General features: G+C 52.0%; 22 protein-coding genes. 2 read left to right on the top strand and 20 right to left on the bottom strand.

Annotated features, from left to right (window positions below):
* Window positions 1-5 precede the first annotated feature (5 nt).
* Both HBJ55_RS01720 and HBJ55_RS01725 read left to right on the top strand, forming a co-directional pair.
* Window positions 6-731, top strand: coding sequence for a lipopolysaccharide kinase InaA family protein (locus tag HBJ55_RS01720; RefSeq protein ID WP_167110418.1), 726 nt, complete (start codon window positions 6-8; stop codon window positions 729-731).
* Window positions 728-1,660, top strand: coding sequence for a glycosyltransferase family 2 protein (locus tag HBJ55_RS01725; RefSeq protein ID WP_167110420.1), 933 nt, complete (start codon window positions 728-730; stop codon window positions 1,658-1,660). Before HBJ55_RS01720 ends, HBJ55_RS01725 begins: the two co-directional genes overlap by 4 nt.
* A 9-nt stretch (window positions 1,661-1,669) precedes the next feature.
* Here HBJ55_RS01725 and HBJ55_RS22530 read toward each other — a convergent pair whose 3' ends face one another.
* The 20 genes from HBJ55_RS22530 to pseB form a co-directional block, all read right to left on the bottom strand.
* A complete protein-coding gene (locus HBJ55_RS22530; protein ID WP_167110422.1) occupies window positions 1,670-2,440 on the bottom strand; it encodes a polysaccharide pyruvyl transferase family protein in 771 nt (256 codons plus the stop codon).
* A 135-nt stretch (window positions 2,441-2,575) separates the two neighbouring features.
* Entirely contained in the window at window positions 2,576-3,451 is an 876-nt protein-coding gene (locus HBJ55_RS01735; RefSeq protein ID WP_206022136.1) for a hypothetical protein, read from the bottom strand.
* A 103-nt stretch (window positions 3,452-3,554) separates the two neighbouring features.
* Entirely contained in the window at window positions 3,555-3,773 is a 219-nt protein-coding gene (locus HBJ55_RS01740; RefSeq protein WP_206022137.1) for a hypothetical protein, read from the bottom strand.
* 397 nt (window positions 3,774-4,170) lie between these two features.
* Window positions 4,171-5,232: an O-antigen ligase family protein gene (locus HBJ55_RS01745; RefSeq protein ID WP_338071950.1), complete on the bottom strand. Its 1,062-nt coding sequence runs from the start codon at window positions 5,230-5,232 to the stop codon at window positions 4,171-4,173.
* A 361-nt stretch (window positions 5,233-5,593) separates the two neighbouring features.
* Window positions 5,594-6,976 carry an undecaprenyl-phosphate glucose phosphotransferase gene (locus tag HBJ55_RS01750; RefSeq protein ID WP_167110424.1) on the bottom strand — a complete coding sequence of 461 codons (1,383 nt, stop codon included), beginning with the start codon at window positions 6,974-6,976 and terminating at the stop codon, window positions 5,594-5,596.
* Between the two features lie 134 nt (window positions 6,977-7,110).
* Window positions 7,111-7,620, bottom strand: coding sequence for a glycosyltransferase (locus HBJ55_RS01755; protein ID WP_167110426.1), 510 nt, complete (start codon window positions 7,618-7,620; stop codon window positions 7,111-7,113).
* On the bottom strand, window positions 7,617-8,045 hold the full coding sequence (locus HBJ55_RS01760) for a UDP-N-acetylglucosamine transferase subunit ALG14 (protein WP_240935942.1): 429 nt from the start codon (window positions 8,043-8,045) through the stop codon (window positions 7,617-7,619). Before HBJ55_RS01760 ends, HBJ55_RS01755 begins: the two co-directional genes overlap by 4 nt.
* Window positions 8,042-8,932 (bottom strand): glycosyltransferase family 2 protein, encoded by an 891-nt coding sequence (locus HBJ55_RS01765; RefSeq protein ID WP_167110428.1) that lies wholly within the window; start codon window positions 8,930-8,932, stop codon window positions 8,042-8,044. The genes HBJ55_RS01760 and HBJ55_RS01765 overlap by 4 nt, the downstream gene beginning before the upstream one ends.
* Window positions 8,929-10,725 (bottom strand): hypothetical protein, encoded by a 1,797-nt coding sequence (locus tag HBJ55_RS01770; protein WP_167110430.1) that lies wholly within the window; start codon window positions 10,723-10,725, stop codon window positions 8,929-8,931. The genes HBJ55_RS01765 and HBJ55_RS01770 overlap by 4 nt, the downstream gene beginning before the upstream one ends.
* Window positions 10,726-10,761: 36 nt before the next feature.
* Window positions 10,762-12,984 carry an alginate lyase family protein gene (locus HBJ55_RS01775; RefSeq protein WP_206022138.1) on the bottom strand — a complete coding sequence of 741 codons (2,223 nt, stop codon included), beginning with the start codon at window positions 12,982-12,984 and terminating at the stop codon, window positions 10,762-10,764.
* 19 nt (window positions 12,985-13,003) lie between these two features.
* On the bottom strand, window positions 13,004-14,293 hold the full coding sequence (locus HBJ55_RS01780; protein ID WP_167110434.1) for a hypothetical protein: 1,290 nt from the start codon (window positions 14,291-14,293) through the stop codon (window positions 13,004-13,006).
* Window positions 14,286-15,827, bottom strand: a complete 1,542-nt coding sequence (locus tag HBJ55_RS01785) for a hypothetical protein (RefSeq protein WP_167110436.1) — start codon at window positions 15,825-15,827, stop codon at window positions 14,286-14,288. Before HBJ55_RS01785 ends, HBJ55_RS01780 begins: the two co-directional genes overlap by 8 nt.
* A 176-nt stretch (window positions 15,828-16,003) precedes the next feature.
* Window positions 16,004-17,905 (bottom strand): tetratricopeptide repeat protein, encoded by a 1,902-nt coding sequence (locus tag HBJ55_RS01790; protein ID WP_167110438.1) that lies wholly within the window; start codon window positions 17,903-17,905, stop codon window positions 16,004-16,006.
* A gap of 116 nt (window positions 17,906-18,021) precedes the next feature.
* Window positions 18,022-19,119 (bottom strand): polysaccharide pyruvyl transferase family protein, encoded by a 1,098-nt coding sequence (locus HBJ55_RS01795; protein WP_167110440.1) that lies wholly within the window; start codon window positions 19,117-19,119, stop codon window positions 18,022-18,024.
* Between the two features lie 11 nt (window positions 19,120-19,130).
* Window positions 19,131-20,183 (bottom strand): pseudaminic acid synthase, encoded by a 1,053-nt coding sequence (gene pseI / locus HBJ55_RS01800; protein ID WP_167110442.1) that lies wholly within the window; start codon window positions 20,181-20,183, stop codon window positions 19,131-19,133.
* Window positions 20,180-20,701, bottom strand: a complete 522-nt coding sequence (gene pseH, locus HBJ55_RS01805; protein WP_167110444.1) for a UDP-4-amino-4,6-dideoxy-N-acetyl-beta-L-altrosamine N-acetyltransferase — start codon at window positions 20,699-20,701, stop codon at window positions 20,180-20,182. Before pseH ends, pseI begins: the two co-directional genes overlap by 4 nt.
* Entirely contained in the window at window positions 20,694-21,863 is a 1,170-nt protein-coding gene (gene pseG / locus HBJ55_RS01810) for a UDP-2,4-diacetamido-2,4,6-trideoxy-beta-L-altropyranose hydrolase (protein WP_206022139.1), read from the bottom strand. Before pseG ends, pseH begins: the two co-directional genes overlap by 8 nt.
* Complete coding sequence (gene pseF, locus HBJ55_RS01815) at window positions 21,860-22,591, bottom strand: pseudaminic acid cytidylyltransferase (RefSeq protein ID WP_167110448.1); 732 nt, start codon at window positions 22,589-22,591, stop codon at window positions 21,860-21,862. Before pseF ends, pseG begins: the two co-directional genes overlap by 4 nt.
* A complete protein-coding gene (gene pseC, locus HBJ55_RS01820; protein ID WP_167110450.1) occupies window positions 22,588-23,751 on the bottom strand; it encodes a UDP-4-amino-4,6-dideoxy-N-acetyl-beta-L-altrosamine transaminase in 1,164 nt (387 codons plus the stop codon). Before pseC ends, pseF begins: the two co-directional genes overlap by 4 nt.
* On the bottom strand, window positions 23,751-24,749 hold the full coding sequence (pseB, locus tag HBJ55_RS01825) for a UDP-N-acetylglucosamine 4,6-dehydratase (inverting) (RefSeq protein WP_167110452.1): 999 nt from the start codon (window positions 24,747-24,749) through the stop codon (window positions 23,751-23,753). Before pseB ends, pseC begins: the two co-directional genes overlap by 1 nt.
* Between the last annotated feature and the right edge of the window lie 102 nt (window positions 24,750-24,851).

Genomic DNA, 24,851 nt, shown 5'->3' on the forward strand with positions numbered 1-24,851 from the left:
ATGACGTGAAGCTGCTCGACCTGCCCTTCAATGATCGCCGCCGGCGCTATCTGGTGTTCCATAATCGGGACCTGCCGGACCAGCTTGCGCTGCTCAGCACCACGACCACAGAGGCTTTCGAGTCGATAGGCAGTAGTCGCTTCTTTCTTTCTACCGATCATCGCATCCTGGCCAAAGTGGTACCGGACAAGTTCGACCGCCGCCAAGCGCCGCTCAAGTGGCTGTTGCAGGATTACATTGAAAAACGCTGGCTTGCGCAATCCGATGGTCGCATGGAGTATTTGAGCCTGCAGGTGTTGCGTCGCGCCGGCCTGAAGACGCCCCGCTGCTACGGCTGGGGAATTTCACTGAACCCTAATAACCGTAGCGCTTCGCTCTTGCTGATGGAGCGTGTCCACGGCACACGCCCCGGCGGTGAAGTCTTCGACGAGATGGACGAGGCCGGCCGAGAGGCGTTCCTCGAGCGCCTCTGTGAGCAAGTCGCTCAACTCGCCCATATGGGCTACACACACAGGGATTTGCATTACAACAATCTGCTCATCGATGCCAAGGGCGAAATCTATTGGATAGACGCCCATGTTCGCCGACTGCCAAGCAAGAACGCCGACCAGTGGCCGGCGCTCAAGAGATCGCTGACGGCAACGAAATTGCGAGGCGAAGAGTACCGCAAAAAGGCCGAAAATAGGCTCGAAACCCTGTGGCACCAAGAAAGCTGGCGCTACAACCGATGACGTCCAAGGTGCTAATCGAACCCATGCATGCCCATCAGCCCGAAGTAGCTATTATTATCCCCTGCTTCAATCGTTGGCCTCATGTTCAAGAAGCCATCGACTCCGTACTTGCACAGACATGGGAAAAGACTTGTTGCATTGTCGTTGACGATGCCTCGACGGATGACAGCTACGCTCGCCTAAAGGAGCACTATAGGGCAGAGCCAAGGGTTGCGATCCATAGACAGGAGAGCAACCAGGGGCAATCGGCTGCCAGAAATCGTGGCGTATCCCTTAGCCAGGCCGATTATATCGGATTCCTGGACTCCGACGACCTTCTCGTCGATACCGCCGTGGCCAGCAGAATGCAGTTGGCCATGGAACAGCCCAACTTCACCGGCATCATCTTTGGCGACAAAATCAGCGACGTAACCGAAGAATCGCTACTCCCTGCAGAAAAAGAATATTCTTCCCCGCTCACGCTTGATGAATACATAGACAACATGGGCTGGCTGCACACCAACAGCTTCCTCATGAAGAAATCCGCTTTTAATGAATTGAAAGGGTTCAACGAGGCACTTAGAAAAAAAGAGGACGTTGAATTCTTCCTTCGCGCACTCGCTGTGCAAGAGGCACGATATGCCGGCGGTCAGTGCTGTATGGTTCGTGAAGTCGATACGCAAAGAGCCCGGCATGATCATGCCAGGATCATTGAACAGGGTGAGCGCTTTATCGGAGCTATTCGTGCGAATGAAACCCTCACCCAGTCCCTGACATCAAATCAACTCAAACAGCTTGTAGAAGCCGATATTAAATCCGTCCTTCAATCTCTTTATCGCATGAAGCAGAATCAAAGGTTCCGTTCCACCATGCGTGACGCAGTGTCGGAAGGAAGGATTCATTTGAACGCCCGCATGATCAAGCGATACCTGTTGTCCTTTCTCAGATAAAAGCACTCATCACTTAACAACGCCCTGAGCTGTCAGCATATCTATATCGGGTAAAGCGAAATCCTCTTCACGATAAACTATATGCTCAGGGCTTGTCTTCAATCCACACATGTCACTGCCATCAAATTCACGTCGAGGCACGGGAAAATCGAGCCCCACTGAAGCGTAGTAGTCCTTGTATTTCAACAGAGACTCGGTTTTAGGCATGACCAGCGTCGCCGGGCGCCCCAAGGCATGAGCAAAGATGATTCCATGAAGCGAAGAACTGAAAATATGCTCCGCGGCCTGAATCTGACGACACACATCCACAGGTAAATTATCAATGTCGATCAGTCGAACATGTTTCGGCAACCCTCGATAGCCGGCACGCTCTTTATAATGTGGTATGAATGCCACCGTCCCTGCCTCGGGTTGGATGGTCTCATCTCGATACATGAACCTGACTAATAATCCCGGGTCCAGCAAGAACCGCACCTGCGACATATCGAAGCCCTTGGCACGGAACTCATCGTAGGTGATCGGGCCGCGAAGACCAATGATCCTGACTCCACTTCTCTTGGGCAGCTTCTCCGCCTTCCCTTGAGTGCCGATCCCGCAGAGAATATCCCCCTCTTGTACCCGATGGGAAATGGAACCGACAAGCAGCAATCTGTTTCCACCATTATCGGTGTTGACCGGATTCAAGCCATACTTATGTTGAATGATTTCACGCACCAGGATATCGCCGGCATTTCCCGTCGTAAAATATTTGTGAGCATCGCGAAACAGCGTGCTACGCACTCTGAGCTTCCAGCTGGGAACGACGCGATGATGCCAATAATAAGTTCTAAGTTTCATACACCTGTTCGTGAGGTTCTCTCGCCTCGACATGGAAGCGGTTTTCGTGTGTGCCTGGGCTACGATTTCACCGCAACCTCAGTCCTGGTTATCACTCGCCGACGGATCCAGCGGCCCCGGCTCGGTTTCCGGCTTGCACCCCGGTAGCGCTGCCGTCAGGCGCTCCAGCGCCGCCTGGCCGCTAGCGCCGGCGGTGACTCGCTCCCACCACTCCCTGTGCACGGCCTTGACGCTGACGGGCACCGTACCCAACCCCACCCGCTGCGCCATGGCCAGGCGATGCAAACCGCGGTTGATCTTGAGTAACCGCCCCTCGCGGGTGACGGCCACGCCCAACTCATCCTTGCCGAGCGAATCATCGAAGCCTCGCTTGGCCATATCGTCCATAAAGCTCAAGTAAATGTTGAGGTAAGCCAGAATTCGCGCCTCACTATCCAGCCATACCCCCTTCTGATGGGACCGCCACGGCCTGCCCGCCTCCAGCCTTGCCTGCAACGACCGAAACGCCTCGCTCTGGGTCAGGTCGTTCCGATGCATATCCAGATCACCGATGAAACGGTAACGTGAACCATGACGCAGGTCGCCGCGCCGCAGGTCCCAGCTCCCATCCCAAAGGAACGTTATGGAGGAGGGGCGCTGCCGCTTGGCATAGCCGCGCCAATCCCGGCATCGAATCAGCTCACGTGGGTCTACACGCAGAACCAGCGCGCTTCCCAGCTCCCGCTCGACCGCTCGCCGCGGCAAGCCGAGCCGCTCCACCCGGGTGCCCCCCGGCAATTGATGTTTCCAAAGCCCAAACGCCAGCCGCTCAATGGGGGCGCCCACCGTCGATTGGAAACCCTGGCGCACTGCCCATTGCAGTCTCGTACGCTGTACCGGCCAGTACATCCGCGCATCCGTCAGCGGTGCGAATGCCGGGTCCCCGCCGGGCGGCTGAGGTAGGATTCTTTTCATAATTTCCCTTGCCGAGCCGATGCCAGAAATCGATTGGCCACGCCCTCAGGCCTGAAATCATCCAGCCAGGCCTTCTTTATCGGCGGCTTCTCGCCCTGAACGGTTACGTGTGGGCGTTGAGCTGCTCGCTGCGCTTGTCGAAGGCGTGGCGCTTGAGCAACGCCAGTTCGTAGGTCAGCTTGTGGTTGATCTGCTCGGTATGTCGCAGTGTTTTCTGACTCTGTGCCAGCGCTCGATCCTTTTCCTCCACCTGCGCCATCGTTGCCGCCAGAAGGAGGAGCTGATCGGGAGAGAGCTGGGACAGGTCGGGCGGCATGTTCATCCGGCGATTATGCCAGTCCGCCGACAGCAAGGGGATGGGCGGATCATCGAATGGGATAGTGATCAAACCTCGCGCTGAAGGCCCCTCGATGCGGATATCCCCGCGGGGGAGGCGGGCGGCGTTGACAGGTCCGCCGCCGCTGGCGGCACCGGAAGTGGCACAAAGTCCGGCACAGCGGGCAACTGGCTCTGGCGCTTGGCCTGGCGGACCCAAGTCTGAACAAGATTGGTATTCAGCCCGTGCAGCGCGACCTGGGAATCGAGACATCGCCCTGTAGGCAAGCTGCCACGATTTTGGCCTTAACTCGGGGGCGTAACGACGACGCCGGCGAATCTCACGATCGGTGCTTGGGGTGGTCATGATAGGTGCCCACTTATAAATAGATGGGCACCTAATGTCACCGGCTTCGTTTAACCATGCCATAGGGCGCTCTCATTGTTCCATAGAGAACCGCCAACCAGAATGCATACATCATCACGCCGCTGTTATGCTCCATAAAGGTCTGAGTCAGACCAAAGTCGAGATAGGTGACGCTGAGCAGAGCCCCGGCAATGGCCACGGAACGGACTTCCAGGCTCTCATGGTGGAACTGCTTAAAAAACAGACGCATCGGCACCAGATAGAGCATCAGCAATACAGCAAGCCCGATCACGCCACGCTTGGCCATGGCATCAAGATATTCGTTATGAGCATGGCCAAACCGGGTGACCCCTTCTCGGATTGCACCCTCATTACCCAGCTCTATCAGAGCAGCATGGTAACCGTTGCTCCCCCAGCCGGTCAGGGGGCGCTGCTGAATCAAGGTAACGGCGCCTTTCCACATCTCGAAGCGATCGCCCACCGAGCTCCCCTTCTGAACACCCGCCCGGTACTCGGCCACATCCTCGAACCCTTGCTGGATTCGCGACTGCACACCAGTCTGGGGGATGCTGTAGACCGCCGCCGCCGCCAACACCACCGAGGCCAGGATGGAAACTTTCACCCAGCCAGGCAGCAGGCGGCCATACCCGCGGTACAGCACCCACAATACGATCGGAAAGCCGATCCATCCTCCGCGGCTGCCGGAAAAGAGCGAGCCGAGAATGCCCCCCAAGGCGCCGAGCAGCAAAAAAGCCACCCAGCCGTATCGTTGACGCTGCTGCCACGCCCAGCCAAGCCCCGCCATGCAGAACACCGCCAGTACCATGCACAGGTTGCCGAACTGGATGACATGGGTGAAGCTATCGGCACGCTCGACGCCATGCATCTTTTGCCACGAGGCCCAGCTTCCCGCTGCAATGGCGCCAAGGGCAATACCGCTCCACATCCAGGCCAGGCGCGGCGGGTAGGCCATCACCAACAACATGGCAGGCACGGCCAACAGAAAGCGTATTGGCTTGTCCATCCCGCGCGAACCCTGCCCGTCCAGCCAGGCCTCCACCATGCCCACGGCGGCATAGGCGACCAGCGCGGCGATCACCAGCCAATCTTGTCGCGTCAGTCCCAGCGAAGGGCGTGCGACGAGCAGCCAGGCGCTCCCCAGCAGCAATAGTACCGCCCCGCCCGAGTAGCCACTGGGCACCACCAAGGCGATGGCGCCAAGCAGGAAGACGGCAAGGCTCGTATAGGCAGTGAGAAGTACGGATCTATTCGAGGTGTTGGGCAAGAGGGGCGTCACGCTATGGGCATTCACGGTCACGGTGGGCTGCTTGGCTAAAAAAGGCTGCTACTCTACCACATTTCAACCAAGCCAATGAGGCGCTGCTCGACACCCGTTATTTCGACACTATCGCACTTGGTGCAAGCGCTGCGACAGCCTTGGCGCCAAGGGCATATTAAGTTCAATAGGCGTTGGGGTTGACGAACCCCTTGGCAATGGTCAGCGCGATGATCCGCAGGTCCAGCCACAGCGACCAGTTGTCGATGTACCACAGATCGCAATCCACCCGCCGCTGCATCTTCTCCAGGGTATCGGTCTCGCCACGCAGCCCGTTCACCTGGGCCCAGCCGGTAATGCCCGGCTTCACTTTGTGGCGACGCATGTACGATTCGACCAGTTCCTTGTAGTGCTCGTTATGCGCCAGCGCGTGCGGGCGCGGGCCCACGATCGACATGCGCCCCTGCAGCACGTTGTAGAACTGCGGCAGCTCGTCCAGTGAGGTGCGGCGCAGGAAAGCCCCGACAGGCGTAAGCCGCGCATCCCCCTTGGTAGCCTGTGTCACCTTTCCGTTCGGCTCCTGATGTACCTTCATCGTGCGAAACTTGTACACCTTGAACTGCTTGCCGTTCACCCCGGTACGGTACTGCTTGAACACGATCGGCCCAGGAGAAGTCAGCTTGATCAGGATAGCGATGACGATGACAGTCGGCAGGGCGATAAAAGAGAACAGCGTACCCAAGAGAATGTCCTCCAGGCGCTTGACGACACGCGACATGCCATCGATAGGGGTAACGCTGAGGTCCACCGCCAAGTGCCCCGCCACTTCACTCATGCGGTGGTTAAGCAGTTGCATGTCGGGGAAATCGGGTATGAAGCGCACCTCGGCCGTATGATTGCGAAGGGCAAAGAAGATCGACCGTACCACCCCCCCCATCTCCAGGGGCACGCAGATCCACACCTCACGCGCTCCAGAATCCTCCACTCGCTTTACCAGCCGTTCCAGGTACGACTCGTCGGGCATGCAGCTCATGCGCTCGACTCCGGCAATGGAATAGCCCTCGGCAGGAGAAGCCCGCATGCCCTGCGCCACATTCACCAACTGGCGGCCAGGCCCGACGAGAAACACCGAACGACGTGCCCCGCCGCGCCGGCGCACATGGCGCAGCATCAGTTGCACGAGAACACGCAGCCCCGCGCACCCAAGGAAGGAGAAAAGCAGCGTCATGCCCACCCACAGCCGCGAATAGCGCTCCGCGGTATGGGCGAAGTAGATCAGCGACGTCACCACCGCCGCCACCACCATCCATACGAACAACAACCGCATCAGCAGCGTGGAGATACGGGTGATGCGCCAGCGCGAATAGCCCCCCTGGGCCATGTTCAACACAATGACCAGCAGGCCCATCACCGCCATGGCCAGCCAGTATCGGTCGTGGTCGGGCATCCCCCCGAAGCGTACCCAGTGGGCGAGGATGCCGGCACCGACCAGGGCGAAGAAATCGACAACCGGTACGATCAGCTGAGCGGGGTAGCGCTCGGCAAAGCTGACTGCCGTATGCTTCATCGAAACGACTCCTTGTCACATTCATGAGTGTGACATCGAGCCGAGGCAAACGGCATTCTCGAGACAGTGATACAGTCGCCATGAGACGGCGCCAGGTACCGCCCCCATCTTCCCTCATGCATGTCACGCGTCCCCTACAATTCACTGAGCAACGCATTGAACTCTCGTGCAAATGCGCTGCGCGTGCGGTGAATACGCTCTGTGGCGCTTGATCCACCCTGCGGCCAGTGGCTGGTGTCGACGATGGCCAATACCAGCGGCGGCACGCTTTCATAAGCGGGCACATTGTACATGCGTAGGAAGGCTTCGGCGGTATCCATTTGGTGGTCGTTGCGGTGTTCACCCAGGCTCGCCCGGCGTGGCAGCATCATTATCGGCTTGCCCGCCTCCAGGCAGGCAATGATGTTACCCATGCCGGCGTGGGTCACCACTAGGTCCGCCGCATCGAACAGGGCCTGGAACTCATCGTTGGTGAACAGTGGGCGGGCATGAACGTTCGGCCATTCGGTTAGCGCTTCCAGCCTGGCCCCTGGGCCTGCCTGGAAGGTGAGCTGCCACTGCGGCCGTTGCTGGGCCACCTGCCTCACTGCCTGCTGCAGGCGGGGGAATGCCAGTTGGGTGCCGGCAGTGAACAGCAGCTTCATAGCAGGCTGCCCAAGTAGCGCACACGTGATGTAGCAAGCTCGGGCCACTGCGTGAGCACCTGGGTAGCGAATAGACACGCGGCCCGGCCGGAAAGCGAAAGCCGCCGGCTGTTGGCAATGCTGTCCACCCAGATCGTCTTGCGCCGCATCAGGAAACCGGCAAAGAGAATCAGCAGGCCCGGGGCCGCGCCGGTGCTGACGATCAGGTCGGGCCGGCTTTTCCGCACGATGCTCATGGCACGGGGCAATTGGCGCGCCCCACGCCACAATTCTCGAACGTTGAAATCATCCAGGTAGAAATTTGCCGACCGGTTCTGCTCCTTGGCCGTGGAAACGAACAGGCGCTCATCGCACTCGATCAGCTCGGCCAATCGCTTCAACTGAGCCCAATGCCCGCCGAAGGAAGCGGCAAACAACACTCTCATCGCGGCGGCCCAGCCCTGCCGTGCCTGGTCGTTACCAGTCGGAATCGCTGTACCACCTTCACTGCCTTGAGATAAACGAGCACCAGCAGCGCCCAGGCACGCTCACGCCAGGTCATGTCCCATCGGGAAGCAAGCGAGGCCAAATCGCCAACAAGATTACCCACCACTCGCCGTATGCCACCGAACACGCCGTGCTCCTGGTACAGCGTCTGGCTGCCGGAGGTTACCCGCCTGGCCTTGCCGGCAAGTGCCGAGAGTGAGGAGCGTGCCGGGTGGCGCACCACCGCTTTTTCGCAATACACCAGCCGATGCCCTTGTGAGGTAGCACGCCGGGTCCATTCGAAATCGCCACCCGACATCAAGCCGAAATCGAACGCTCCCACCTCATCGAACACTTCATGGCGCACGAACAGGTTCGCCGTCACCGAAACCCCATCGGCCACGTTCTGCCGCTGCCGAAAAGCAAACGCCTTCTCGAAGCATTCGGCTGGGGTCAAGCGCGATGTGGCGTAGCTCAGCTCGATATTGCCCGCCACCAGCCCTGCGTCAGGGTTGGCTTGCAGGCACTCAAGCCCGGCTTGCAGCCAGCCGGGAGCGGCTATGCAATCCGCATCAATGAAGGCAAGCACTTCACCGCGGGCTTCGGCAATACCGCGATTGCGCGCTGCGTAGGAGCCAGGCCCCGGCTCATGAAGGAGCCGAGCATTCCCGGGCAGCGCCAAATCGCGCGGCTGGCTCTCGCCGGCATTCTCCACAACGAGGATCTCGAACTCTTGCGCCGGCAGGGTCTGATCGGCCAAGGCATTGAGGCAAGAGCGCAAGGCATCCCAGTCCCGATAGGTTGGCAGAACAATGGAGACGGCAAGCGCTCGCACACCTGCAATCATGCGTTGCCCTCACCCGCCGCAGGGCAAGCCGGGTTCTTGCTCTCTCCTTCATGAGCCATATCGATTTCGGAGAGGCAGCCAAGGATGTCAGGCAGCAGCGCCATGGCATCGGCGTATCGCTGCTTGTTGAAGTTCTGCTCAAAAGTACTACAGCAAGCACAAAGGCGAATGCGCGCCAAAGGAATATTCTGTAGGGATTCTCGCTTTTCCGAAGCCTCGGCCAATAGTTCATCAAGCTTCGGTAGCCATGACTCACCGCATGGTAATCCCACACCGATGGGCTCCAGCGTCCAATTACCCAAGTGGGCCTGAAGCAGCTCTCCCGTTTCCGATACAAAACAGAGATCCCTAGGCACACCGGGATTCAACACTGCCAAGGGAAGCAGGTTCAATTCCTCCAGGATATCTTCGAAGCGAGCCTTGGTTTGTTTAAGAGCAGACATAGCGTCACCGTCACTAGCTACGACCGTCAATCGCTCAAGCATCCTCATACCTAAACGGTGCTGTAGCAGTGGATGAGACCGCTGATAGCGATTGACCAGTGTTCTATCAGGCTCCACCTGCCAATATTTCGCCAGCCACTCTATCTGCACCTTCGGCGCAGCATAGCCGCCCGGAACGCACCACTTGGGCAAGCGGAACAGGTGCACATCAAAGCCCTCCATCCCCCCGATGTACACAAGCTCCGGTACAGGCAGTAGATGGCCGGAAGCGGACGACAAGATATCGGCTTCGCTCATCGCCGCTTTACGATGCCGTTTACCGAATATCTTCAGCAAGTACCGCTCAAGCTCATCTTCAGTCCCCTTCACCTCGACTCCAAAAGCCAGCAGATCCGTTAGGCCGCTTTGTTTCCAATGGCAGTTTACCTCGATACCGTCCGGCAGCTCGTGTCCCCTGACCTGCTCAAGCACGGGCAATAACGGCTCACTGCTCTCACTCAAAGAGAGAAAATTCCAGAACTTCCTATTCCGAGAGTGCTCCGGAACTTGCTCCAGGCGGTGGCCCGTAAAAAAGATGGCATTGATCTGCAAGTGTTTATCACTGAGCCAGATCGCATCCTTGATCACCCCGTCGATTCGGCTCAAAAGCTGCCTTGAGAGCAACAAACTGATAATTGCGACTATGAAACCAACGCCTTCCCATAGCAAAAAATCCACCACCATGAAGGCGAAAAGAAGCATGAAGCCGATGCCCGAAAGCAGCCCCGTCAGGGTAGCCGCCTTCTGTTGCAGCTCGCTACGGGCTTCGGCACTGCGGCCCATTAGCGACACGAAGGCTGAAGCGGCCAGCACATAGGTCAGCGCAGCGAACAGAAAAGCCGGGTAAATAAAGGAAAAAAGCAAGGCAATAACTATCGTCAATACTGCGGTAGCCAAGCCAGCAGCCAGTTTCTGATAAGCTTGGCTTGCAACTTCATCCTGATTCGTGAACAGGACCAGCTTGTGCGTGCCTGCCACCACACCGGCCGCACCTTTCTCAGCCATGATGCTCAACAATTTTTCCGATGAGAGTGACACGGCATAGAAGAAGACGGTGGCAAGGCTAAGTGCGATGACCAGAACGTCTCGGTCGAAGGCAGCCCAGGAATCGGGAAAATAGCGCGGCATGCCTGTCGAGCCGATCAAGATAATGACTTTCAGCGGCAAGAAGAAAGCCAGCATACGGGAAAACTGGCTCACCAAGGTCAATGCAACGAGTGTAAGCGTGGGCAGAGGCACCAGTTTGAAAAATTTCTTAAGCACCGCTGCCGACCAATACAGGTGGCGTAGCGCAACACGATAAAACCACATCAGGTATCACACCTAAGAATCATGAGCCTTTACCATTCAACTCAGCTGCCAAAAGGGCCGAATGCCATCATGAGGGCAGAACAACGGTTTCACGTCTTCCTGTCCGGGAATTTCCAAATGCTCAAAGCCATCCATCGCTCCATAATGGGAAAGATAAGCGTAAAAGATAGGATAGAGCCGTTCAGAATCGAATTTATCGATCTGTTGATAGGGCCATTCCTTTTCCAAGTATGGAAGCAACCATTCCATGGCCCTGCGTAGGCTCTGCCCCTGCGGCCCCTCGAAACGCCACAGGTCCTCGCCGCATGACTCAGCCAGCTGCGCCAAGTGGATCCACCCCTGCAGGTTAAAGCAACAGTAGTGGGCGGTGGTCGTACGCTTCAGTTCCTCGGTTTGACTACCGTCGGCAGCAAACTGATGCACGATGCGGAAACGACTATCCCTCAGCGTATGGCGCAGCAGCGTGTCCTCTCCGAGAAACGCGGCAATGGTGCCAACCTGCAGATCGTAGTAGGTACCATGGTTGTTCTGCGATGCGCGCTCCTTCACTCCCTGCGGGCTGGTGCGCAGCCAATGCAAGTACTTCGAAAGCCATTCCCGGAACGCATTCGATTCGCTCTGCGTCAGCTTGCTGCGTTGCTCGAGCAACCTAACGGCATCGAGAAAGTAGTAAAAATCCTTAGCCTCGATAATACCCGAGCTACTTCCCCGGTTCTTGTTCCAGCCTTTACGCACCTGAGCGTAATCGAGATGAGGTGCCATCGCAGTCTCTGGGTTCAGAAACCAGGTACGAACGAGGTTTGCTGCATGGACGTCGTACCGCTCATCCTTGCTCACGCTACCCGCCAGGGTTAGGACGAAGGTGTCATCGTAAAGCCGCTGCAGCCGAGTGCGATCATAGTTGTCACTCATAGACTCGTACAGCCGCGTACCGGGTACACGCTTGCCGTCCTTACGTATATAAGGCAGCCCTGGGATGGGAAGCGGAATGGGCCAGAAATATGGTGCGGGGTGCCAATAGTCGTGGGGATTCTTGCTGGGAGGCAGCGTTTTCTTATCGACTACCGAATAGGGCCCACGGGAAAGTGCTTCATCCGCCGTGCTTACCAAGGTGCACTTTAACGTTTCACTTATAGTGCCACCTGATGCCATAACAGGCACATAGCAAAGGCGCGTTGCATCGTACCTGAAATGGAACCCTTCGCCATCGAGCTTGTCGAGCAAGGCCGCAATGGCTTCATTGCGAGCCAAGCCGCGATCAACCAAACCGCTACTCCCCTTTTCGAGATGGGCCTGCCCCGAAAAAAGCCGCGCTACCCAACCCGCCTTGGCAAAGGCGCCGGCATCTTTTGAGTAATCAGGGCATGGAATATCCCACGGTTCGATATGCCAGTGATCCCATTTACCAGGTATGCCGAGCCGCCAGAACATCTCTACCTTGGGGCGGCGGCCATAGTAACACGCCTCATCGAATTCTTCGGTGCTGTCACACCGGAAGATCATTTGCGGCTCTTCATCCGCTTTGGGTTTATAGTCCTTGTTCAGCAAGCTCTCATTATTAGGTATTCTTGCCATAGGCACGACAAAATAAGGGCATTCGGATTGCTTTTTAACATCCGCAACGATTACTTCCCATGCCTCGGCAGTAAGAAAGCAATTACCATCCCAGGGAAGCGCCCATTTGGCATGTGTTTTTGCCTCTCGGAGGGCAGCATTCCTTGCCCCATTGTTGTTCATCACGTAGTTATTTTTATGACGATAAAGACGCATCCATATCCGGCACTGCTGCGCGGCATTCAATTGAGGGAACAACTCTCCTGTCGGCAAATATTTTCTTGGAACACCCTCATGATCCAAAGGTAAGCCTTGATACTCATCGAGGTGGAACGGGATATGGATATACTGAACGCCGGCCGATTCCAGCATGCCTATAATGGAATTTTCCTCATCAGGATCAACGATGCGATTTACGATATATCTTTTTTCGCATCCCTCCAGATCAGGCTCATTCTTCAGTATAAAATCTAAATTTTTTCGTGACTGCCCTTTCTCATGCCGAGGGACCAGATCATTGCCTATGATTCGATAAAGAACAAATTCATTCCTGAGCTGGTCAAAGCTAGATGTCTGATCTCGGTCGCCCGCTGGACAAACAGTTTTCTTTTTTTGATTTCTCCTTGCTGCGGGAGTAGTGACTTCGACTTTATATAAATATTTAACCTGTAGGACACGCTTCAATGTTTTCAAATGATTCAGCACAGTCACACCTTAAACAAAGTCAGCAAGAACTCTTCGATATCATGAGCTGTTTCGCGACATCATTTTTTAATTGGATAAGATCTTTTTCCCAATGATCGGAAACGCTCGGGTCATAAGCTTTAAATCTCTCAAGCCAGCTTTCGTTATAAAAACCTCCTTTCCAGAAGCGGGCCTTTAGTTCCTCAATATGGATTTTTGGTGTCACCATCTCTCTTACAAAACCATAGTAGTCTTCTCTGATATGGTCGAGTTCGAACAACTGATACGTTTTTATTCCGCAATGAAGGAGACCAATCACCACAGAAGAGTTCGGAACCAATGCAATATGATCAAACTCAGGAACAATGTCATAAACGGAAACACCATTGAGAAAAGCAAAATCTCTATCTTGCGAACGTGGATGCTTTTTTATCGCAACACTTCGTATGCCGGGATTAAGTTGGCAGTAGCTTACGACCACCTCCACTTTTTTCTGGATAAACGTGGAACTCAGATAAATAACAACATCTACTTTATCCGGTGGGACATGAGTTATTTTCTCGAATGAGGTGGCTTTCTTCTCCCTCGGAATGACATAGGTACTTCCGTCAATCTCGGCTATCGAAGCATATATCCTTAAAGATTTATCATTTCGTAAAACAGAGTATTCAAAATCTAAACCAGGAAAATCCTGGGTCACCTCAGCATGCTGAACATAAATTCTGGGAACACTATGCAGTTTCATTATCATTGAGAGTGCGACGGAGATATCCGTATGATCGTTAGCAAAAATGGAAATTCTTGGCTTTGCTATTGTGCGTTCAAAATAAACAAACAATCGATAGTAAGCATTGGCAAAGCGAATAAGAAACCTTAGCGAGGTGGGATTAATTTTTATTTGACAGAGATAAACGAGACAGCAAAAATAAAAGGCTAATCTGACTAAAACATGGTGCAAATCATTCTTCCCTTTCTTGGTCGGATAAAATGAAATATTTTTTTCTTTCTCATATTCAAACAAGCCAGAGACTTCACTATTTTCCAGTATTTCTTGAAGAAATAAAAATTCTCTTTCATTATTCCTTGTGCTACCACAATACAAAGTCTCTGGCACAGCCCCAATATAACGTTTATGCCTTGATAAAAAAAACTCTCTGAATAAATAAATTGCCGCTACCACCCGAGGTATACGTGATGTACTGAGTCGCTTGTACTTTTCTTCCGCCTCGCTTCGGACATGATATACCGGAACATCGCCGAATCGAATAATCTTAAAGTTTCTTTCTAGCCCCTTAAAAAAAAGGCGCACGGAGCGATAAAATTTAAGCATCGCCGTGATTCGCGACTATATTCATCAACGTCTGCCCTACATCCAAGGCAACTCCCCCGTTTTTTGCGACTTCTGCAGCGAAAATTTTTCCTATGAATCCAGCGGAAATGAAGAACACTACGCCAGGGCCCGACAGTCCTCTAATCTGCTCAATGTAATCTTCGTAGACATATGGCAAAGGCTGCGCAGCTTCCGAATAACTAAATTTTTCAGCCTTCAGGAGCCGATGTGTTGGCAATTCGATATACGAAGCATGCTGCAGATCTGAGAAAACACGCTGCAAATATTCTTTCTTCGCCCCTGAAATAAAAACAACGTGCCGGGCAAGGCTTGACAACCGATCAATAAAACCTTTATCAAACAAATAGAGATTAATTTGACCTTCAGTTATATAAGATTCGCCTCTATACTCTGATAAATAACCATGACAAAGCGTGAACAACCTACAGAGCAGGGCGTTATTAAAAATGCTGTAGTCCCGATTAATGCTAAGTTCGTCAATAAATCTGAACACACTGGGAATACCAACAATATCATGTTGGCGCATGCTTCGTCTGAAATCTTCTTGGATCTTTTCTCTCAAATCAGTGGCCAGAACCTCTCCCCACCAATGAAGCTCTTGTCGCTCCATATCGAACGCACAAGGCAAAGCATCAGGAAATCCATACCCTTCACCATCATTCAGCCGAACAAAAGAGTAAGAATCTTCTTGCCTTATTGTCTCTTCCAGTTCATTTTTTAGCTTATGATACTTGCTTGCCTCAATATAAAAATCAAGCATATTCTGCTTTACAGGAATAGCACTGAAGAGCGGCAACAAGTATTCTTCATATTCTTTTGAAAGAGCTTTTTCCAATTGGCAGAATTCAGTCTCAAGCTCTTTGTATTTTAACTTGCAATTTTTTTCAACCTGGGACTCCCAATACTTTACTTTGACTAAAGCAGCAGGAGTCATTTCATTTAAATACTGCTTCTTTAAATTATTGAAAACAGCACATTCCCTTTCAACTGAAGCCCTACGCAACACCTTAAGCACTTGATGAACAGTAATCTTATCCATCAGCCCTGCACGTGAGAAAGCATTATATGCTTGAGAAGAAGGAACTTTTTTAACGATAAATGTTATCAGCAAGCGTCTATAGTCACTCTCATTCTTCAGCTTCCCTCTGTTTTTGCTATAGAAAGTAATAAATTCCTCCACCTTAGCAATCGAAACAGGTGATGGTGACGACAAACCTTCACAAAGACTAACTAAATATTTTATTTCTGCGCTAGAAAGCTCATCCTTATGTTTGGCTATAAGATCGTAAATAGGGTTTCGCCTATTACTTAAATATAAAAGAGATTGCCATAAAATATTTTCGGAAATGAAAACTTTTTTTTGAAGAGAAGAAAAAAGCTGCACTGGATCGGAGCTTTTTTCAAGTGCTTTTGCAACTCGAACTGACCTTTTACTGTTTAAAATGTTTGCGACCGCCTTGTAATGGCGGTAGGCAACCCTCAACCTACTTTTAAAAAAACCCAACAAATCCATTACAAGGCTGTCCCTGTCACCATAGCAGCTTAAATTTTTAAAAAAGCAAGAAAAAATCAGCGAGACTCTCGTGAGATCCCACTTTTTTACTAGCTCATATTTATTGTTTTTAAGCTCTATTCTACTTAATGAAACAAATACTAATTACCCAAATCAAGTTCGACCATATGGATTTCTTACATATCTGATTCTCTTTCAGCGACACTAACAACTTCTATTGGCTTTCTTTTCCTACAATCCAACCCGGCTATTTGTTCGTTTAAGTAATGGACAGTTTCTTCTACTACTTTTTGTTTAGAAGATTCCTCGGGAATAGAAATAATAGTTGCATTTGAATGCCAAATATCATATCCGCTTTTCTGTCGCCGCCATGTAGTATTACGACTAGTGGAAGTTAATAGGACAGGAACACCACAAGCTGCGGCAAGTTCTCCTGTAGTCGTAAAAGGACTAATCACATAATCCAGACACGAAATTAGCGCAAGTTGGTTTTCAAAATCGTCTACAAGATCTAGATCTTTGGGAACATGGATATCAATATGCTGGCGTAGAAAAGCAATTTCACCTTCTGTCACCCCAGGCTGAAGCAGCCAAAATTCGCAATTTGGTATGTCTTTAAGTGAAACTAGCTGATTTACAGTAAAGTAGTGCTTATTCCTAGCAACAGTTTGGAGCATACTACGCCAAGCCAGTCCTATCCTAACCTTTTTTGTGGGTTCAAGCTGCTCACTCCAATAGCTCACCAAAGCTTCGCATGGCTGCAATGAATTCTTAGAGGTCGGAAAGCTGTCAAAATTTGGTCTGACATCAGCTAAAGTATCAAGAATAGAACAAACTACTTCATATTTACTTGATTCCTCTAATACATTATCTGTCACGCACTGGAATAAAACTGCATCTGGTATTTTTGTTCTGTCCAGCATATTCTCAACAAATTCCCGTCTCCTGCGCGGCACGGGAATAAATGATATGTGAGGGAAACTCCTACTCATTACACTTTCAAGACGCGGGTCACACGTCATGGTTACTTTTAAGAACTTATCTGCTATGTCATTATATAGCGTTGAAAACCTTATTTCATCTCCTGGACCACCTTCTAATAAAATAAGGGCTTTTTTAAACTTATTGGCTGAATCGCATATGTTTAATTCTTCAGGAGGATGGGGCATGCTAAAGGCCTTTGCCATCGCTCTGCTTACAGGTCTTTTACGATATAATAGATAAGAATCTCTTAACCGTCCTTGGGCTTGCAAAACGTCAAGCATAAGGGAAGAAAATACAGTAGCTTTCTTTCCGATAGCTTCCAGCAAGCTCTCAGCTCGATCGGATTTACCATATTCTAACAAACAGCGCGCAAGCCCTACTACTGCACTGCGACCAACTGCTGGCTCTACCAAAAGGCTACAATATAAATCCTCTGCATCCTTTAGCTTTCCATCCGCTTCAAGTGCTTTAGCTTTTTCTATTTTCAACTGACCAGCGACCAAAGCTAACTTTGCGGTATACTTCAATGCTGAAATTGCAGCCAAACCTACTTCACACAACTCTACCGATTCTGCAAAAAGCTCAGCGTCATAAAGATATTCTGCGCATTCTAAGCATATTACGGGATCGTAATTGTAGTTGCGTGCGTATGCAATTGCTGTGATACGTGAAGCCTCTTTAGGCTTATAACCTAGAGCACGAAGCTGTTTTAGAGAAGGAACATCCAGTGGATATTTTTCAAGCGTAGAAAGAGTAACAGACAACGATTCTTTAAGTTTTCCTAAATTTCCAAGCAGCACGCCTTTCAACTGCAAAGCCCGTCGGTTCTCACTATCCAATTCAAGTATTCCTTCGACCAACGATAATGAAGCTTCAAGCTGCCAAGCACTTAGAAGCCTCTTGGCTTCTGCTAGCATGCCAGGAATAGGATCCACCTTTTTTGGAGTTGGTTGGCCTAAAACTTTCTTGAACTTTCTGATTTTTCGTCGTATCTCAATTCTGACTTGTTCCGGCAAAGAGCATCGATACATCTGGCGAATCATTCCAATCTCTTCCACCTTAGGACTTAACTCTTTCATTTCTTTCTCCTTCATATCCAAACAGCTTCCTTTTTGTTTAACTTGGATTTGGCATCCACAAATGCGCCTATCTCTATACTAGCAAAAATCTTTTCAATTAAATTTGTAATATACGAAATTCATATATATTTTCAATTTAATTTAATTTTCTCCAACCACCTTTTTCTTATGAAATTTTTATAAAAAGGCCTTATTACTTTTTTGTAGTTTAGATCGATAAATTCATTGAGGGCTTCGTAAGCTTCAAATTGATTATCTATCTGGCTTCTTAAAAATGAACAAATATTATGATCTAGCTGCATGTTAATTGTCGAATCGAGCTCTCTCAAGGAAGGAAAGCATCCTACAGAAGTGCCCGTTGTTAAGAAAAAACCGTAGGACCTCACATCTTCAACTATTAAAACAGAAGGCTTTCTATTTCTTAGGAAATGTATGTGCCCATGCAACCGATAGCCAACATGCAAATCTACATTTTTGTACACTTCTAAATTTTCAACCTCACCAGAAAGCTCAAGAGTTTTGTATCCTAACGCTTCGGCCGCCTCTATAATCAACTTATCGTTATTGTTTTTTCTGCTATGAAGCGAAATATATAGCTCTGCCGAGCCAAACTCTTCCTTTAAACTCTTGAGTATTCTTATTGCCTGCTTGTTATAAATGGGGCTATGTTGAACTGTAAAAACTATAGATTTTATATCTTTAATCCTTTTACCATGCACACCGATCATCTCTGGATCGTAAAGAGCCATATCGCCACTATAAACACTAGGTATGTCGTGTTTTTTTAACAACGCAATAATTAGTTCGTCACGACAATGCAATGCGCCATGTTTTTTTGTAATTCTCTCCAAAAAATGTAGTGTTTCGTTGCTATATTCAAAATTATCAAATACGTTTAAATATACGCCTGGATACTGAAACGAGCAGCCAATGGGAAAAAAGTTTTTAATTTGGCTCAGATCGCTATAAAGATTATAAAACTTCGGATATGTTTTATTAGCAACTGAAAAACCTGGAGCAAGTATGCTTTTTATATTTTCTTGGATTTCATCCAAATTTTTCTTTCTGAAATAAACGCTCGGCGCATAATTCTTATCGAGAGATTTTGCTATTTTCAAAGCCGAATGGCTTATTAAGTTATCCCCTACGTTTCTTGATTTTTTCTCCGGATATGTTGTTAACAATATATCAACTTTACCCTTGCAGTTACTTAAATATTTTTTTATCATTGCCTTGGCTTTTATTTCACTAATGATGAATTCAGTGGTGTTCCTGCAGAAATTTCTTTGACAGCAGTTTTCCCCAGCACATCCTTAAGGTATTTAGGCTCCATACCGAATCCAGGACGAATGCTTTTAATATTTTTCTGAGTAAAACACTCTCCCTTTTGTACGCCCTGAACAACGTATAACGAGCGCCGAAACTGAGCATTTCCCGTCTCACTCGACTTTCTTCCGTAATCTACTTTCCCCATCGCACTCCATGCCGTCTTGCTATCGCGGCACAATTCAGCGAGTTCCTTGGGTTCCAGCGAGAAACTGTCGTCTGGCCCACCCCCGTTGCGATCAAGAGTGAAGTGCTTCTCGATAAGGCTTGCACCCAAGGCGACGCTGGTGATGGCCGTAGTATTATCCAGGGTGTGATCCGACAGCCCCGTCACCAAACCGAAGCGCTCTACCATGTCGGGTATTGTGCGCAGATTGTAATCTTCGGCGGGAGCCGGATAGCCGCTTACGCAATGTAAGATAGCCAGTTGTTTGCAGCCGGCACCGCGGGCAGCGTCTATGGCTTCCTGAATTTCTTCCGCATCGGCCATACCTGTCGAGATGATCATCGGCTTGCCAGTCTTGGCAACGTACTCGATCAAGGGCAGGTCCACGGCTTCGAATGATGCGATCTTGTAAGCGGGAGCGCCCAAGCTTTCGAGCAGGTCGACAGCCGTGGTATCGAAGGGGGAACTGAAGATGGTGATGCCAAGCTCACGGGCGCGTGCGAAGAGTGGCTCATGCCATTCCCACGGCATGTGAGCTTCTTCATAGAGCTCATACAATGTCCGACCGTCCCACAAGCCACCTTTTATTTTAAAATCGTCGCTGTCACAGTCGAGGGTTATCGTATCGGGGCGGTAGGTTTGTAGCTTCACCGCATCTGCACCCGCTTTCTTGGCTTCTTCGATGATGCGTAGTGCGGTTTCGAGCTTTCCGTTATGGTTGGCGGAAAGTTCAGCGATGATATATGGAGGCTGATCCGCAGCAATTCTGCGCCCGTCAATTTCAATAAACGGTATGGTCATAATGCTTTTGCTCCTGTTCTGTCACTGGCGAGAAGCCCGAATCCGATGACATCGTGAAACGCCTGGCCATCGAAATGATGATCACGCAGCGTGGCTTCCCGTGTGAATCCTAGGCGTTCGTGGAAGCGTATCGAACGCGTATTGAAGGCCAACGCTTCACCGCAGAGTTTGTGCAAGCCCAGCGTCTCGAATGCATATGCCAGTGTGGCACGCCCTAGGCATTGGCCGCTGCCGGGCAGTGCGTCGGGCGCCAAGTAAAAACCCCACTCGGCTCGTCTCGCTGGCACGTTGACGATCGAGACATTGGCAAAGCCCATCGGAGTGCCTTGCCGAAGGTAGAGCAATAGATGCCGATTTGGATCTTGTTGAGCTCTCTTGAACCAGGCAAGGTGCTCCTCTGCTCCGATTTCATGCTGCGTATACATGTAGCGACGAACGTCTGGATGGTTACGCCATTCGCGCACGACTTCCAGCTCCGCTTTCAGAAGTGGACGGAGTTGATCCTCATCCTCAACCATTGGGTACTTCCTCTTGATGACTTTCTGTTGTCATCAATTTGACCAACCGTGTTAACCCGTTGCCGTCAACGAGACCAGAGGCAATACGACTCATTCGAGCTAGAGTTTTTGGTCGAATTTGCTTGTCCAAGATGTCGGGTAAGCGATTCACTGCGTCAGGTTTGCCCACGTTATAAGCCGCGCCAACCTGATGAAGGGCCTCGGCGATGCCCTTCTGGTTGTCTGCCAATTCCAGCATCAAGGTTGGCACACCGAGGCAGCATCGCTCCCACGAGGTACTTCCGGCGGCGCCGATGGCAAGATCCGCCTGGGTCATGCGCCTGGCCATGTCTGTCACGTTGACTACAACGTCACAATGCCAGGGCAGTTCGCCGGCCTTGGTCCTGACCGTATCCAACCAGGGGGCCGACGCCCCCATGATGACTGTGATGTGGCAGGCGCCAGGCAAGCCGCAGGATTTGAGCGCATCCAGCACTGCCCCAGTCGCATTATCCTTGTCGACACCCCCCAGGCTGATCAGTAGCTGCTTGGGCTCAAACGGCTCACGCCGACGGTCCAGGCTCGCCTCACGCAACTCAACGAATTCAGGGCGCAGCAGCGCATAGCGCGGGCCAATCAGGCAGCGGCAGCGTGCGGGAACCAAGTTCTCGTAGTCTTTCTCATTGCGCCCAAGGTTCTGGTCGAGAAGGATGTCCGCAATATGCGATCTATCCGCTAGGTCATCGATGACCATTAGGCGAGTACCCTGGGGGAGCACGGCCCTTTCCCAGCAGGCGTTCAGCGCATAATGGTCTACTATCAGCCAGTCCGGGGTCAGTTCTTCAAGGATAGTTCGACATTCTTCCGCATCGGCTTGCCAGTGCACACCCAGCCAGTGGGAGTGCTCCGTCATGCCATTCGACCCATAAGGATGGGCTAAAAACTGGCCTGGATCGTCATGGCCATCGAGCGGTAGACGATGCACGACAAACCCGTCGCTCTGGATCATATCGGTCAGGTTGCCCGGGTGCTCACGACAAAGGAAGTGACACTCGGTCCCCGCTCCACGTAGTGCGCGAGCCAACGTAAGGCAGCGCATCACGTGGCCGGTACCAATCTCGAGCGAGGCATCGGCGCGAATGGCAACGACCTTTCCCCGGTTTGCATCAGGCCGATAACTCACTGTTCCTCGTTCCCTAGTTCCGCCTGCCAGGCTCTGAACAACCATTCCGCGCGCTGCCAATCCTCAAGGGTATCGATATCCTGCACACGATGGCGCGGCAGGGTCACCGGCACGGCACGTTCCGAGAATATCGGCAAGCCCTTGAGCCATGCCTCGGCTCGCCCCCAATAGAACTGGCCGGCATCATGCCAGGCTTCTTCCAGGTCCTGGGAACGAGTATGAAAATGTTCGGGCTGGAACATGGCCACGCCTCCATGCGGAGTCAGGCGCAGCGCCCGCTGTATTGGGAAGGCGTAACTGGTCACTGAGAAAGCATAGTCAACGTCTTCGTGACCCTGCAGTCTTTCGTAGCCACTCCTCAAGTCAACCGGATGTACGAAGGGCGCCGTGGCGTAGAGGCAGCAAACGGCTGTTGGGGCTTCGCCCTGCTCGCGGAGCCACTCGATGGCATGAGCGATGACGGGAATGGTGCCAGTGTGATCGTCGGATAGTTCGGCCGGGCGTCTAAACGGCACCTCGGCGCCCCATTCGCTGGCCACCGTTGCGATCTCTTCGTCATCGGTTGAGACGAGAACACGATCGAAGCAACCGCTGGCCAGGGCAGCCTCGATCGACCACGCGATCATTGGCTTGCCGGCGAACGGTTTGATGTTCTTGCGGGGAATACGTTTGCTGCCTCCACGGGCGGGAATCACCGCCACGCTTGCCGAACGAGCGTTATCGCTCATGCAACCTCCAGCGCTTGCTGCACGGCACTTACGACTTCGTCCTGCTGGGCGGTGGACATGGTGGGGAATAGCGGCAAGCTGATGGCCTCGGCATAGTAGCGCTGGGCCTCTGGAAAATCATTCCGCTGAAACCCCATCGCCTGATAGTAGGGCTGAGTATGCACTGGAATATAGTGCAGGTTTACGCCTATGCCCTGCTCACGCAGTGATTCGAAAACCTGGCGATGGCTGACACTAGTCTCATCCAGCTTGAGGCGAATCACGTAGAGGTGACGGCCGGAGTAACTGTCGGGGTGCTGCCAAGGGGTGACCACGGGCAGCTTATCAAGCTGGTTATCGTAGCGTTCGGCGAGCACGTTGCGGCGGGCGACGTAATCGTCGAGCCGCTCCAGTTGCGAAACGCCCAATGCAGCCTGCAGCTCGGTCATTCGGTAGTTGAAGCCAAGGTCAACCTGTTGGTAATACCAAGGGCCATCCGCTTCATGCGTCATCAGCTTGGCATCCCTGGTCACCCCATGACTACGCAGTAGGTCCATTCTCTGCGCCAGCTGATCGTCGTTCGTCAGCGCCATCCCACCTTCTGCCGTAGTGATGATCTTTACTGGATGAAAACTGAAGATCGTGATGTCGCTGTAGCGGCAGCTCCCGATGTACTCGCCCTTGTACTTGCCGCCGATTGCATGCGAAGCATCCTCTATGATCCGGAAGCCATAACGCTGGCTAAGTGCATGGATAGCCTGCATGTCACAGGGCTGCCCACAGAGGTGAACTGCCACCACGACCTTGGGCAAGTGCCCTTCTCGCTCGGCCTGTTCCAGTTTGGCCTCAAGAGCGTTAGGGCAGAGATTGTACGTTCTGGGATCGATATCAACGAAATCGACCTTGGCACCGCAGTAAAGGCCGCAGTTCGCCGAGGCAACGAAGGTAATGGGAGAGGTCCACAGCCAATCCCCTTCGCCTAGCCCCAGTGCCAAGCACGCAATGTGCAACGCTGAAGTCGCGCTGTTCACTGCCAAGGCGTGGCGAGCGCCCGCTTTCTCGGTCACGGCCTGCTCGAAGCGTGGCACGACCGGCCCCTGAGTAAGAAAATCGGAGCGCAAGACCTCCAACACCGCCTCGATGTCCTGCGGCTGTATATCCTGACGGCCATATGGAATCATTAAATGCTCCCGATTTTTTCCCAATTGGCGTCGATCCAGGACTTGAGCTCTTCGTCACTCATCCACTCGGCATTATTATCGCTTGCATATACAAAGCCATCTGGAACTTTCTTTCCGTTCTTGATGCGGTTGGCATCCTGGTCCCAGCTATTAATTGCTGGAAGAATCTTGAAATGCTCAGGGTATTCGTATGTGTAGTAGGCGTCTTCAGAACCGATCATTTGCTCATGCAGCTTTTCGCCAGGACGAATGCCAACGACTTCCTGCTTGGCTTCCGGAGCCACCACCCGGGCAAGGTCCGTTACCTTCATGGAGGGGATTTTCTTGACGTAGATCTCGCCACCTTCCATATCCTCGAAGGCGTGCCAGACCAGCTCGACCCCTTGCTCCAGGCTGATCATGAAGCGCGTCATGCGCTCATCCGTTATCGGCAGTACGCCTTTGTCCCTGATGGACATGAAGAACGGGATGACCGAACCGCGAGAGCCCATAACATTGCCATAACGCACGACTGCGAAGCGAGTATCATGCCCGCCTGCGTATGAATTACCCGCCACGAATAGCTTGTCGGAAGTCAGCTTGGTAGCCCCATACAGGTTGATCGGGCTGCTGGCCTTGTCCGTGGAGAGCGCCACAACCTTCTTGACCCCTTTGTCGATACAGGCATCGATAAGGTTCATGGCACCGTGGACGTTTGTCTTCACACACTCGAACGGGTTGTACTCGGCGGTGGGTACAATCTTGGTGGCTGCGGCGTGAACCACGTAATCGACACCATCCAGGGCACGATAGACACGCTCACGGTCACGCACGTCGCCGATGAAGAACCGCACACGTGGGTCGTTATGGAACTTCTTGGCCATTTCCCATTGCTTCATTTCATCACGGGAAAAGATGATGACCCGCTTGGGGTTATATTTTTCCAGCAGCATGGGAATGAAAGTATGGCCAAATGACCCGGTTCCACCTGTAACCAATACGGAAGAGTCGTTAAACATCGTTATTCCTTCATCTTAATAATCAAGTTTATTTGCTACTATTTCTTTACTACGAATTTTTCTCTAGGCGAATGCGTTCCTACATAGCTTGCCAGGTAATAA

The organism is Billgrantia bachuensis, from assembly GCF_011742165.1.
GTDB lineage: Bacteria > Pseudomonadota > Gammaproteobacteria > Pseudomonadales > Halomonadaceae > Halomonas > Halomonas bachuensis.